This is a genomic window from Aurantibacillus circumpalustris, assembly GCF_029625215.1.
In the GTDB taxonomy this organism is placed as follows: domain Bacteria; phylum Bacteroidota; class Bacteroidia; order B-17B0; family Aurantibacillaceae; genus Aurantibacillus; species Aurantibacillus circumpalustris.
Genome location: NZ_CP121197.1, coordinates 1,160,933 through 1,175,403, shown reverse-complemented (window position 1 = coordinate 1,175,403; position 14,471 = coordinate 1,160,933). Strand labels below are relative to the sequence as shown.

9 protein-coding genes are annotated in these 14,471 nt (G+C 35.8%); 6 read left to right on the top strand and 3 right to left on the bottom strand.

The window, feature by feature from the left end:
* Nucleotides 1-189: 189 nt before the first annotated feature.
* The 6 genes from P2086_RS04910 (at nt 190) to P2086_RS04885 (ending at nt 7,750) form a co-directional block, all read left to right on the top strand.
* Entirely contained in the window at nt 190-1,611 is a 1,422-nt protein-coding gene (locus P2086_RS04910; RefSeq protein WP_317899322.1) for a FlgO family outer membrane protein, read from the top strand.
* A gap of 11 nt (nt 1,612-1,622) precedes the next feature.
* Complete coding sequence (locus P2086_RS04905; RefSeq protein ID WP_317899321.1) at nt 1,623-2,639, top strand: proprotein convertase P-domain-containing protein; 1,017 nt, start codon at nt 1,623-1,625, stop codon at nt 2,637-2,639.
* Between the two features lie 11 nt (nt 2,640-2,650).
* Nucleotides 2,651-3,694: a hypothetical protein gene (locus P2086_RS04900; RefSeq protein ID WP_317899320.1), complete on the top strand. Its 1,044-nt coding sequence runs from the start codon at nt 2,651-2,653 to the stop codon at nt 3,692-3,694.
* A gap of 129 nt (nt 3,695-3,823) precedes the next feature.
* Nucleotides 3,824-4,693 (top strand): UvrB/UvrC motif-containing protein, encoded by an 870-nt coding sequence (locus P2086_RS04895; protein ID WP_317899319.1) that lies wholly within the window; start codon nt 3,824-3,826, stop codon nt 4,691-4,693.
* Nucleotides 4,694-4,722: 29 nt separating this feature from the next.
* A complete protein-coding gene (locus P2086_RS04890) occupies nt 4,723-6,090 on the top strand; it encodes an LPP20 family lipoprotein (protein ID WP_317899318.1) in 1,368 nt (455 codons plus the stop codon).
* Nucleotides 6,091-6,175: 85 nt separating this feature from the next.
* The gene (locus P2086_RS04885; RefSeq protein WP_317899317.1) at nt 6,176-7,750 is read left to right on the top strand and encodes a caspase family protein; all 1,575 of its coding nucleotides are present in this window, start codon (nt 6,176-6,178) and stop codon (nt 7,748-7,750) included.
* Between the two features lie 2 nt (nt 7,751-7,752).
* Here the strand turns inward: P2086_RS04885 and P2086_RS04880 are convergent, their stop codons facing one another.
* The 3 genes from P2086_RS04880 to P2086_RS04870 form a co-directional block, all read right to left on the bottom strand.
* On the bottom strand, nt 7,753-10,986 hold the full coding sequence (locus tag P2086_RS04880; RefSeq protein WP_317899316.1) for a ligand-binding sensor domain-containing protein: 3,234 nt from the start codon (nt 10,984-10,986) through the stop codon (nt 7,753-7,755).
* A gap of 435 nt (nt 10,987-11,421) precedes the next feature.
* Entirely contained in the window at nt 11,422-12,180 is a 759-nt protein-coding gene (locus P2086_RS04875) for a T9SS type A sorting domain-containing protein (protein WP_317899315.1), read from the bottom strand.
* Between the two features lie 94 nt (nt 12,181-12,274).
* Nucleotides 12,275-14,281 carry an Omp28-related outer membrane protein gene (locus tag P2086_RS04870; RefSeq protein WP_317899314.1) on the bottom strand — a complete coding sequence of 669 codons (2,007 nt, stop codon included), beginning with the start codon at nt 14,279-14,281 and terminating at the stop codon, nt 12,275-12,277.
* Nucleotides 14,282-14,471: the final 190 nt, after the last annotated feature.

Sequence of the window (14,471 nt, the reverse complement as noted above, 5' to 3'; positions counted from 1 at the left end):
ATTTATATCCCGTTATTGTATATAACCAAAAATTCTTTTTATGATAAAAAGAATCGCGTTGCTCAGAAAATGGAATTAATTAAAATTTGCATTGATAAAATGAAATTGGTAATATTGTCCTAACAACAATCATAAACTTTCCTAAAAAAATCCCATAAAATAAGTTAAAATACTGATTAAATGTTAAAGATGATAGCCCGAATAATATCGATTACGGTGATCTCTTTTTTGCTCTCCAGTAGCAACCCACCTGAGGAAGATGATTTCTCTTATACAATTGGCATTTCAGATTTTTTAACCCAAGGAGCAGACGCAAATCAACAGTGGATAGGAAACAGTTGTATAGATGCGATTACGGTGAGACTAAGTGGCCAAAAAAATATTAAGATTGTTGAACGCAAATACCTCTCTAAAATTATTGAAGAAATCAAGTTGCAAGCATCTGGACTGGTTGACGAAAACACAGCCGTTGAACTCGGTAACTTAGTGGCAGTAAAATACTTCATATTTGGATCAGCATCAGTTTCTGGAGACAACTTAGTGGTAAGAGCCAGGATCATTGACGTATCTACCTCAAAAGTTATCAATGCGAGTGAGGTTTCTGGCACTATAAATGAGGTGTTTAAATTGCAACAAAATTTGTCAAACCAAATTGCCGCCGCTTTAGGAATCGGTAATTTAGACATAGACAAACAGGCAATTTCCAATTCGGAGACATTAAGTTATTCGGCTATATCAAAGCTAGAAAAAATCAAAAAGATGGCCGATCAACTTCCGTTTTTCACCTTAGATGCAGCCAGAAAACGTAAAGCGACCGAGTATATGCTTGCTATTAATTTATGCGATGATCTTCTTGAAAAATATCCTAATCTATCAACAGCACACTATTACAAAGGCTTGTTTAGCATTCAGCTTGAAGAACTTTCTACAGCAGATATTGAAACGAAAGAGGCGAAGAAGCTGGAGCCCGGCAATCAAGAAAATTTGGTTTGTCGCGGCTTTTACTTTTTTGTTGCAGGCAAATATGAGGCGGCTCAACAATTGCTTGAATATGCTATCATAGCATTTCCCAACGACGCTCGTTTCAGATATGCGCTTGCAAAAGTATGCATGGAGCAAAATCAAAATGAAAAAGCCATTGAAAACTTTATGCTTTCATTAAGTCTTTCACCCGATATTCCAAATGTGGAAGCAAATCTTAAAGCCTTAATTACGACCGTAAATTTTAGTCCAAATCAATTTTCCGATCATTCATTTTATGACGTGGCCTTGTTATATAAGGTTCTCTATAGCGATAAGCCAATCATCAGCACTAGTTTGTATGAGCTGGCAAAACGCATCATATCCGAATCTAAACTATTTGCAGTTCCTTTTTATGTGATGGGTTTATATGAGCAATACCATGGGAATGTTGGGATTGCCTTTAGCCACTTTCAAAATGCTATTAAACTCAAAGCAACCTATAGTGAGGCGCATCGCGAACTTGGAGTTTTACTATTAAAGAGCAGAAAATGTAATTCAGGAAAACAACACATCATGTTATATCTTCAAACAAGTCAGGTAATAACTGACGCCGGGGAGCTACATGCTAGAATCAGAAACTGTAATTAAAATACACAACTATGAAAAAAATAATCTTTCTTTTTTTAATCACCCTTTTAACGACTACTTGTAAAGACAAACTTATTGTACCTGATGTTCCACCCCCACCTGTTGAAAGGAATGTAGGTGACAAAGTGGAAGGAGGTACAGTCGTTTATGTCGATGTCACCAAGCAGCACGGTTTGGTTGCAGCCCCAGAGGACATTTCTTCAAATAACGCATCGGGTCGTATTACTAACGGAACCCCGCTTACGGCAACAGTGTCGCAAGACTATAGTGGCTCTGCTTACTTAACATCTATGAATTATCTTTACCTGAAAATTACGCACCCAAATGTAGGCGACCTATCCATTTATTTGGTAGCACCAAATGGGTATTCAATGGCGCTTTCAAAAAAGAATGGAGGAAGCGGTGATAACTACGACATCGCGTTTTCAATGTACGGCTCTTATCCTTCGCCAAAATCAGGGGTAGCGCCCTTTTCCTCAGGCTATTTTTCTCCAGAAGAACCATTCTCAAAATTAAATCTCACGGCATCTTCATTTAGTGGAGTTTGGGCACTTGTGATTATTGATGATGTCCCGGGAAATGATGGAACATTAGTAAGTTGGTCTGCTTCATTTACATCTAGTCCTACTGTTACGGGTGGAGTCTCAATGAGCTGGGATCCAGACCCTGGCCTGATATGGAGCCCTTCTCCTGCAAACTATTTTTATTTTTACAGATATTCTAGCACTGGGCCAGAGAACACTAGCTCAATATCTAATTATTATGGTAATACCGTAGCCTATGCTGCTTCAGTTTGTGAGCAATTGGTATTAAATGGTTATTCTGATTGGTACTTACCAACTGTTAACGATTTGTATTACCTAAGACAAAACAAAAGTGCTCTAAATATTCAGCCATTTGAATATTGGAGTTCTTGTGATGATTCCAGATTCTATGCTTATTCCGTCGATATGAGTTTATCATTTGATGATTGGCTTGCCATGAATAAATCTTCTAAAAAGAAAGTTAGACCAGTCAGAAAATTCTAAAAAATAAGAATATGAAAAAAATTATTATGTCGGTGTTGCTACTTCTGGTTTTTCAAACAGGAAAATCGCAATTTTATGAAGAACAAAAAAAACCAAGAGTAGCGCGTCAAAAAGTGATACGTGAATTAGATAGCGCCAAAACCTACCTTGGTGCTGGGTTTGTATTCAGTGGCTATGCGGGAATAAATAGAGGTATTAATTTTGAAACTATAGATTATTATACGGGCAATATAATTAAAGCCACAACCTTGTATGACTATGATTGGTATGAGAATTACAAAGTGAAAAACGCTTTCGGGACATTTTTTAGTATTAGTCCGGGTATACATGGTAGATTTTATGGGATAGATTTTCCAATTATGTATCACGTTTTAAGGTTTTCTGTTCCAGATGTTAGTGCGGAGACAATGCGAATATCAGAATGGGATTTTGGCCTAATCAATAACTTTAAACTATTTCAAGAAAAAATTCATGTTGTTCTTGGTTTCTCAATTGGAACAAAAGGTGGAGGTTATGCTACATATGGTTTAGGGTATAAGATCGCTAAAAAAATGAGTTTAGACTTAAGGATAAGAAACTCCCTTCGTCTTATTGCTGGTGAAGATCCAAACATTCATGTTCGAACTGACGAGGGTAAAACATCTGTCTCAAGTTTTCAAATTAGCACATTGCAATTAATGCTGAGATACGACATTATCAGCACAAGAAAAACCAAATACAAATATAAAAAGCTTCCAAGAGATGTATATTCTCAAGACTCTTGGAGTGCGCCTCAGCCACCTGTTAAACAGACGCCAAAACCGAAAGTGAATTACGCCTCATATACTGTTGCTGAGCTTAACGACATGCTAAAGGAGGCAAATTCTAAAAACGATTTGGATGCTATGTTGGGAATTCAAAAAGAGTTAGATGCTCGTGCAGCTACGAGTGAATTTATAAATGACAGTGATGAGGTGCTAGAGCAAAAGCTCATAAAGGCTTTAGAGAGTGAAGATTATAAAAAAGCGGAATTAATAAAAAAAGAAATACAAAAGCGAAAAAAGCCTCAGGAATAATTAAATTCCTGTCGTCTCACAACAGATAGTAATTTATATTGCTGCTATTGGTTGAGGTTTTAATTATTGAATAAGTAAAGCAATAAAAAATATTTCGAGTCGCTATGAATAAACAAAAATAAAAAACATATGAAAAAAAGGTCAAATCAAGGAATCGTTATTTTACTTTTATTTTTACTCGCGTTAACGTCATGTCGCACAACGGGAAAAGCTTATCTCTATTCCGAAAGTTCTATAGAACCCGGCACAGTAAGAATGAAAACAGCGGCAATTTTACCTAACAGATTGCCCGTAACCATGCAAAACCCGGAGGAATGGCGACGGAAAAACTATCGTATCATGAAAGAAATACTTGAACGAAATGGTTGCAATGTGATTTCATACGAGACCTCTAATCAAATGTTCCAGCAATCGGGCTTGCCTATGGAGGATACAAAATCTTCGCGAGACAAGTACGCTGAATTGGCCCAAAACCTTAATGCTGACATTTTAATTTTTCCGTACTATGCCACATCGTTTAATGGCAATTCTTTCTCAAATCAATATACCTCCATCGGCTCGCTTCAAATATACAGCTTGAAACATAATGACTTTAGTGCCAGAATTGATTTAGAAGGCATGACGAAAATTGCTCAATGGCCAACCTTGGTGTTACCACTTGTGGGTGTAATAGCTGGTCTTGCCGCAGGAGGGAGTGACGGTGCGATAGTTTCAGGGGCAGCAGGAGTTTTAACGCCACTTTATTTGTTATTAACGTTAAGTCCTGCACGGCACGCTTACGACAAATCCTTTAAAAGAGGGCTTCGAGAAGCATTTAAGGTTTATTTTGGCAGATACCCGCAAAACAGAAATAACTTTGAAACGAATGAAAGCACTTCCGATAATAAATATGCCAAATATTCTATAGAAGAACTGCAAATCTTAAAAAAGGCGGCCGTTTCAAATTCTGATTACGAAAAGGCAGCTGAAATAAAAGCTGAAATTGAAAGTCGGAAATAAGAAAATATTTATTTAAACTGAAAAAATACATGAAAAAAATAGCGAAATATGTTTTTGTTTATTTTTTCATGACGAGCTATTTGTTTTCTCAAAAAAGACCTGAATGGGTTACAAATCCACCAAAGTCATCAGATTACTTTGTTGGCATTAACTTTTGTGCAAAAGACAATCCGGACTATATTTCCCAAGCAAATTCAAAAGCATTGATGGATATTTCCTCACAAATTTTAGTGACTATAAACAGTGAGTCTTTTCTTAATACCACCCAAATTGATAATCAGGTAAAACAAACCTTTGAAGAAAGTATTCGAACAAATGTTAGACGTGAAATTACAGGATATGAACAAGTAGACGTTTGGCAAAACAAAACCGAATATTGGATCTATTTGCGCTTGTCGAAGAAAAAGTATTATCAGGAAAGAAGAGAAAAATTTGAAAGTTCATTGAATAGTGCAGAGTTATTATTCAGAAAGGCGATTGTAGCCGATAGTTCATTTGATTTTTGTCAGGCACTTCAACTGTATTTACAATGCACCAAACCTTTGGAAGCATACATGAATGAAAGTTTTGATTCGGAACTCAAAAACAGAAGTTTGCTAGTGTTCAATGAAGCGTCTACTGCGGTAGAAGATATTTTAACCAAACTCCGCGTGAAAGCATTGAATGAGGAAGTTAAGTTGAAGCCGAATTCCGGCTATAAACATGGCCTTAAAAGCAATGTATTTCTTGTTCGGAATGGCAAGGAAATGCCAGTAAAAAATGCCCCGTTGAAGTATGAGGTTGTAAAAGGGAAAATGGAATTACTTTCTCAAAAAACCAATTCAAATGAAAATGGTAGCAGTGTCAACACTCTTGTTTCATACTCATTAGAAAACAATAAAGGTTCGATAAAGATCTCCTTCGATTTGGATGAGTTGTTGAAAGGAGTTGCTGAGGAGAGTTTGTTGTCCAAAATTTATAGGAAGAAGACTACTTCAAGTGATTACTATAAAATAGAGATTCAGAGTCCAACCATTTTCTTTGGGTCAGAAGAAAAAAACATTGGTCAAAAATTGCAAGTGAACACCCTGGAACCAGCTTTAAAAGATCACTTTCTTGAACTGGGCTTTATTTTTGTAACAACAGATTCGTTGGCAGACTATGATGTGAGAATTATTTCAGATACAAGGGCAGGAGGTGAAGCCTATGGATTAAATGTATCGTACCTAGATGTAAACATTGTAATTATGGATAATCTGACTAAGGAGCAAATATATTCTAAACATTTTACTAATATTAAAGGTGTAAAACAAGATGCTGTTGCGGCCGGAAATGATGCTTATCGAAAGGTAGTTACTGTCAATTTTAAAAATGAACTTTTCCCGGAAATTAATAATAAATTCAAAAATAGAAACTAATATGGAGGCTATCTTTAAGAAATCAAATGTGAAGTTCAATAGTTACCATACGAGCTTAGGGCTACGAAAAACGATCCTTTTTGTTATGATGTTTGTTTACTCGGTTACACCAATCTTGTCACAAAATTATGCAACAATTTTTATTTATCGAAAGAATCAATTGAAAAATTCAGGAACTGGGTATTCGCTTTTGATTGATAAAAGCGAGATTACTCGAGTATTACCCGGAAGTCGTGTTGAATACAGGCTTTACAAGAATGGAACGATAGAAGTACTTTGTGCGGAAATAAATGACAGTAAAGAGAAAGAACTATCCTATTACTGCAGATTGAATTTTACTGTAGAAAAAGGTAAGACTTATTATCTCAGAGGAGATGCGAATAATTTGGAACAAGTGTCTGAGCGAGTTGGAAAATCTGAACTGGAGCATCATGAAAATTTTACAGGGGGAATAATTTTGAAAGAGGATTTAGCGGGAAAAAACTATATGAAAAATCAGTTTGATGCCATGGAGAAAAATTTAGAAAGGGAAACGGCTGAACCAACGCAGAAATCTACCTTTGAGATAGTTATTCTTTCTCCTAAAATTAATGGGCAGGAAATTACGACCGATCAAAATGCAATAAAAGTAAGTGGCTATATCAAACCTTATATAGAAATTATGGGGGGTGAGATTAACAACCAATCCCTTATTTTTGATGAAAATGGAAATTTTTCTAAAATGCTGAATTTGAAAGAGGGTATTAATAAAGTACATGTTTCTGTAAAAGACCTTAATGGGAGAAGCCAAGAAAAGTCTTTTAATATCGTATATCAGCCTAAAGAATTACAATCGAAAGTAGTTGCGATTAACGAAGGTCAAAAAGAGGTCACATACAGGGGAAGCGACCCATTCAAAGGTACCAATTTATCAAATCAAGCAAAGGAACTTAAGCCCGGGAAATACTACGCGCTTTTGATCGGAATTAATGCCTATAGTGGATTTTGGAAACCACTAAAGAACGCAACCAATGATGCGATGTCAATCGAGAAGCTGTTGACTGATAATTATAAATTTGAGGTTTTTAAAACACTATATGATAAACAAGCGACCCGAGACGCTATAATTAAGGAGCTTGAATGGCTTGTGAAAACGGTTGGGGAAAATGACAACGTTCTTATTTATTATTCAGGTCACGGAGAATTTAAAAAGGAATTGAATAAAGGGTATTGGGTGCCTGTGGATGCTACCACTGCTTCAACCTCAAACTATATTTCAAATTCCGATATCCAAACTTTTCTTGCAGGGATACCTTCAAAACATACTCTATTAGTCTCTGACGCTTGTTTTAGTGGAGATATTTTTAGAGGATCGGTGACTAGTGCTGCGTTTGAAAATACAGACAAATACTATCAAAAAACTTATGATTTAAAGTCTAGACAGGCAATTTCTTCAGGTGGACTTGAACCAGTTATGGATGGCGGTAAAGACTCTCATTCAGTATTTGCATATTATTTGATTCAGGCGTTAACTACAAATACATCAAAATATTTCGATGCTTCTCAGTTATTTAGCAAGATAAAAATTCCGGTAGGAAATAATTCCGAACAATCTCCAGATTTTAATCCAATTAAAAACACGGGAGACGAGGGTGGCAATTTTATTTTTATTCGTAAATAGAATTAGAGTCGGATACCAATTATTAGTACATCATCGACCTGTTCCGTTTTCTTTCCTTTCCATTCTTCAAAAAAATCGTCAAGAAACAATTTCTGATTATGCATGCTTTTATTTGCACAACTTAGAAGCGCTTCCCTAAATCTTTTAGTCATCATTTTTTTTCCGGCACCGGAAATTATAGAAGGCCCCCCGAATTGATCAGCATACCCATCTGAAAACATAAAAACCGAATCTCCTTTATCTAAATTCAACGTGTGTTCTACAAATTCTTGTGCGCTTTCTGTATGTCCTCCAATAGCACACTTCGTAGCCTTAATTTCTTCAATTTCAGTACTATGCTTTCTTATAATCCATAGTGGTCTGTTAGCGCCAGCATAAATTACATTCACGGCTTTGTTACCATCTTGATTAATAATCCTTATCAGCCCAATGTCCATACCATCACGAATCACAGAATCAGTGCTTTGATTGAGGGTTACCTTAACACCGATATTTAATCTTTGTAAGATAGTAGATGGAGAATCTACTATCTTAATTGATTCCGCTAATTCTTTACTTCCGATTAAACTCATAAATGCACCGGGAACCCCATGACCTGTGCAGTCAGCTACAGCAAGATAAAACGATTCTGGCGCAACTTCTTTGAAATAATAGAAATCACCGCTCACAATATCTTTTGGTTTATATAAAATAAAGTTATCAGGAAAATTTTTATTTAAGATACGGACGTCTGGCAATATGGCCTGTTGTATTCTTTTGGAGTAATTTATCGAATCTGTAATTTCATGTTGTTGAACTTCAAGTAAGTTTTTTTGTTCTTCAATTTCATGTTTACTTGCTACAACTTCTTCCGTTCTTTCTAAAACGATTTTTTCAAGTTTTTCTTTTGCTTGAATTAACTTTCTTTCTCTGAGTTTAATGAATATTATTATTAGAAAGATGGCAAGAACACCGACGCATAAAATGAATGCTTTTGTTTGGTATATCGGCGGTTCGATTTGAAATTGAAAAGAGGCAGTTTCGGATTCGACTCCATCATTATTAGTTGATTTCAGCAATAGCTTATAATTTCCAGACTGTAGTTTATTATATTCTACAGTACAAAATTCATCTAAATTCGATTCATTAATAAATAGTTTAACGAAGGTGGTATCAAATCCGACTAATTTAGCAAAATACTCATTCCGTGTAGGGTAGGTTAAACTTACAGAATTGAACGAAATGCGCAGTGAGTTTTCGAAATGTTTTAAAATATGTGGCTTGAGTATATTAACCTCTATACCATTAATTTTAACCGACGAAATATGAATTGTTGGAACGACGAGATTTTTTCTATCTAAAGCTGGATTGTAAATAGTAATTCCCTGAGTGGTTCCAAACCAAATCTGGTTGTTATTGTCCTTTAATATAGCATTAAAAGATATTTCGGGATTAACAAATCCCACATCCTTTCCACTAACAGAAACGTTAGGTATATCGGAATTTTGTTTAAATTCAAATTTATGAAGTCCTTTGTTGGACCCAGCCAATAGTATTGAATCGTTTAGAAATGTTAATGAAAAAATGTTGGGATTAATTGGTTGACCGTTTCCGTAGATTTTCTTGAAGGATTCTGGCATTCCCGCGAGCCGTTGCATCCTAAAAATACCTCCGCCAAATGTTCCAGCATAAATATTTCCTTTGCTATCCGCATTTATTGATTGCACTTTAATTTCACTTAGCCCATCAAGTTCATCGTAGGTCTGAAGCTTTTCTCCGTCAAATTTTACGATCCCACCAAGCGTCCCAATCCAAATATCGCCTCTTTTGTCTTCAAACAAAGTTTGAACCTCATTGTTAACTAGCCCACCTGTTTCAGAAATTGACACAAAGTCTTTACCTTCTTCTTTTAAGTTTAAGCCACCTGAAGTTCCAATCCAAATTCTATTTTTGCTATCGCCTATTAATGCATTTATATTCATATTAATTAGCCCATTTGCCTCTGTGAAATTTTTAAAAACACCATCTTTAAGGTAGCAAAGTCCATTTCTTGTGCCAATCCAAAGACGGCCAAAACTGTCAAACATCAGACAAGTTAGTTCATTAGAGGGTAATCCATTTAAAGTTGAAAAGGATTTTAAATCTGATAACTTTCCGTTCTTAAATGAGAAACTTCTTAGTCCACTGGAATTCCCAATCCAATATTGTCCAAATTTATCCTGAACGATCGCTGAAACCTGTCCAATGTTAGAGATTTCGTCTTTAGAAATGAAGATAAATTTGTCACCAACATATTTTACCAGTCCTGCTGAACTAGTTCCAATCCATAAATTTTTCTCTTTGTCTCTGAATATTTTAAAGGTGTTGTTTGTGGGCAATCCAGATTTTAAATCAAAATTTCTAGAAGGAAATGACGCGACTACCCCGAACTTATCTGTAGAAACTAGAAAGTTTCCAACACCTAAATCTTCAATGCTCCATACCTGACAACCTTCTGATTTTTGAACCAAGGCTGATATGAGCTCGTTTGTGGGCGAAATGTGAAGTTTAATAGCGCCCGCTGATTTTGTGCCGCTAACCATGTTTCCATCAGAAAGATGCTTGAGGCAAATAATTTCATTAGCTTCTGGGCTAGAATTCGCGTAATTTTTAATTTCATCCGTTGTCGGATCTAGAATGCTAATGCCGTTTCCGAAACAAGGGATCCATATTTTTCCATATTTGTCTTGAGCAATATCGAAAACATAATTTCCTGCCAGGCCTAACGATTCGTCGTAGTGCTTTACTTTGTGTATATTATTTTTTTTAGTGATCCTATAAACACCCTTGCCAGAACTTGAAACCCAAATCTCATTTGTAGAACTTAAAAACACAGATGTAATAAACATGGAAGGGATTTGTTTGAATATCTGAAATGAATCATTTTCCAAATAAAAGACTCCGTTATTAGTAGCAACCCAAATTTTCTGTTCCTTGTCTTGACAAATTTTTCTTACCACATTTCCCGTCAAACCTTCTTGACTTCCATAGGTTTTAAATCTAAATCCATCATAACGACAAACGCCACCACCGTCAGTACCCAGCCACAGAAAGCCTTCAAAATCCTGAAAAATTTCATAAACTGTAGATTGTGGCAATCCGTCATTTACCTGAAATACCTTATAATTGAGTTTTTGACAATAGAAATTGAAAGGTAACCCATGACAAATAATAAATAGAAAAAAAATAAACTGTTTTTTACTAAAAAAATTTTTCATAAAAATGAAGATGTAGTTTATGTGATCAGAGTAAAAATAAACAATTTATGCGCGACGATTCTCGTTCTTTGAAAGAAAATAGCGTCTGGAATATATTTCGTACATGTGAAACTCAGTTGCGTGACAATTTTTAGTAAATAACGAGATTCTGCTTAGAGAAAAAGCATTGTAATACAGGTTAACGAGACTAATAAAATTTTATATGTTCAGCTGTCTCTCAGCATTAAAGGCAAACAAGAGATAAATGGCAAAAACGCTTATTCAAACAGAGCGCCTGCAAAACGTCGGAAAGTTGATGATAAAATTAGAGTGTTTTTTGTTTCCTGATGACTTTATTATTTTGTTTCCTACGAAATCTATCAGATAGACGCTTATTCAAATCTGTCACAAAAAAAGCCCGGACTAACCGGGCTTATAATTTCAAAAACAAATTTATTATCGGCTAATGATTAGCTTTTTACTAATGTTTCCGCCTTCTGTTTTAAGGTTAGCAAAATATACACCTGTATTAAAGCTTTCTACATTTACATCGATTTTATTTTTTCCTTCAAATAGTGTTACGTTTTTTTGGTAAACAAGTTCACCTAAAGAATTAAACACCTGAACACCTGCCTCCATTGTTTTTGGGGTATTTACAAGTATTGCCGTAGTTTCTTTTGCTGGGTTTGGAAAAATACCAAAAGCGTTTAGACTTTTAAACGATTCCTTTACACCAACTGTATTGCCAGCGGCATTATACTTCATTGTAACCTGTATAGAATCACTTGAGTTAGCTGCATTGATAAATGAATACTTTATTTCACTATACCCTACAACAGAACCTTCATCTAAATAGGCTGTTAAATTATTAAAACTACCCGGCATACCCGAAGCATTTTGTCCAGCGGTTAAAGTAAGAGACGTGGGTGAGAAAAAAGTTTGATCTCCATAGCAAGTTCCTGCAAAACAAAAATAAGCTACTGCATCGTTGTTTAAAGTAATGTTATAACGCTTTACATTATACGATTGGGTTGTTGATCCAGTATTCTTAATGTCAAGATTAATGTGCTTACTGTTTCCAGCTGAAGTAACCGCGTTAATAATCGCATTTGGAGAAAGTGTAACATTATTATCCATGTCCTTTAACTCAATTGTGGATTGTGCAAAAACATTAACAGCCAACCCAATAGTGCTTAATAGTAGTATTTTTTTCATTTTTGTTTCGTTTGATATCAAACCCAATAGGATTTAAATAAAATTTATTTTGTAAAAATAAGAACTCCGGTTTACCCGGAGTTCTTTATGGAAATTATTTAGTAACGTTTAACTTTTTTACAACAGAACCTTCTTCAGTGCTTATTGCAACATTGTAAATACCAACAGCAAAAGTACTCATGTCGAACTTAATATTGTTAGATCCTTCCGTTAAAGAAGCATTCTTAAAGCTTACAACCTGACCAAGTGTATTGGTAACAAACACTCTAGCTTCACCTGCCTTTTTCGAAGTGATGGTAACGTTTGTAATACCATTGGTTGGATTAGGGTAAAGTGTGACAAAGTTTTCAGAAGCATTTGCATTCGAAATACCCACAGATGTTGGAGCAGATTGCGAAAGGTTAACATTGTCAAGATATAAGTTATTTCCATTATCGTTTGTAACAACAAACTTTACAAGTACGTTTGGTTTGTTAAAACCAGGAAGTGTAATTGATTCTGTTCTCCATTCTTGAGGATTTGTTGGAGTTGGTTGGTAAGCAGTAGGAATCGGAGAGGAAACCGTCGATAAATTTATACCTTGAGCGCTATAAACCGCTGTCCAGGTAGCACCACAATTATCCGAAGCAAATACTTCTAAAACGTCGTTACTGTTGGAATTACGTTGTGCATAAGCAAGATCAAAATACATATCCGGATCATTAGCTCCTTGAAGATTCATTGGAGGTAAAATTAATTCATCCTTGTCCCCAATAACTGTGTTCGAGAAAAAATCGTATTTAGCTGATTCTGGAGATAAGTTGTAAGCTCCACAACCTGCTGCATTCTTACGTGTCCAGGCTGGGCCATTATCTGGGTTCGCCACTGCCCAAGATGCAGGTGGAAAGGCGCCAAAAACAAATCCTTCTGCAACAGGAGAACCTTGATAATTTGAAGCTAGATAAAAACTACCAGAACCACTATTATTTGCCGTATAAAAATCTCCAGAAATTATATAAGTAAAAGCATGCCCACCGCCAGTAGTTGCCGTAATATTATTCAAAGCAATTGTAGTTGTTGCACCAGGTAAAAGAGTACCTGCCCAAGGAGTTGGTGCCTGACTAACCGCGTCTACCGAAGGAGTAATGGTTAAATTATTAATGGTTGCCATACCTTTGTTCTCAACGGTAACAATTGCATTTAAGCTATTGCCACAAATAATTGATGGTAACGAAACAGAAACAGCTTTAGCATCTTTTGTCATAGCGAGCGGGCCATGTGCTACATTAATTACGTTGCGGTCAGTTTGACTCACAAAAGCAACTATTGCTAATTTTTCAAAATTAGGAGAAGTACTTTTTACTGCCGACAAAGGATAAGTACCAGGAATTGTATACGTTAACTGAGTTGTAAATAAACTAGTAGCGCTTGTATTTGGAATAGTCATACCAAACGTTGGAGTAAGCGCTTTACGCAATACGTGATTATGATTATATGTTCCATCCGAATTATAATTACTTAAATTGTAATAAGGAGTACCGTAATTGCTTTGCGGACCACGAATGTCATCCTCTAACAAAAAAACACTTAATGAGTTAGTAGCAACTGGGCTGTTCGCAGTATAATATACTTCAACATCAACAGTCAACACTCTCGTTTGAGGATCTAAAGTTCCTTGCAGCGCCACGTTACAATAAGCAGCTTCTGCTTTCACTATAGCTGAATTTGATATCCAGCTACCGCGGCTTTCTGCCATTCCACCTGTATTTTGTGATCCTGCCATTACTCTTCGGTTAATAGTTCCTGCAGGATACCCTGCAATCAACTGTCCAGACATACCATCAATCGAAGTTCCTTCAGCGGTTCTCAAATCAATATCGTTCGCTGCTGACGGATTAGCATATGATCCCGAATGAATATTCACCAAAACCACACGTGTTGGATCGGCATCGTGAATCGTATTTGCTTTTACATGACCATCAGGGCAATAGCCGCAATGAATTCCTGTAAACTCTTCTAACAACACTCCTTTATTCTGTGGAGCTGTGCTCACAGGTAATTGCGCAAACATCGTTCCACTTATAGAAGCGAAAAAGAGCGCGGTAAGTAAATTTTTTTTCATTTGTATGTTTTTTAATTAGATATAAACAAATATATATAGTAGAAAGCATACATCCATAAGATTTATGTTAAAAAAAAGGGGGATTTCCGTCACTGGCGAATAATCTTTTATAAGTGGTTGCAGAGGCTTATGTATTAAGCGCTTTTTTAAGTCATTTTCCCGTTTTTAAAGCGATAATCCGTAATTTTAA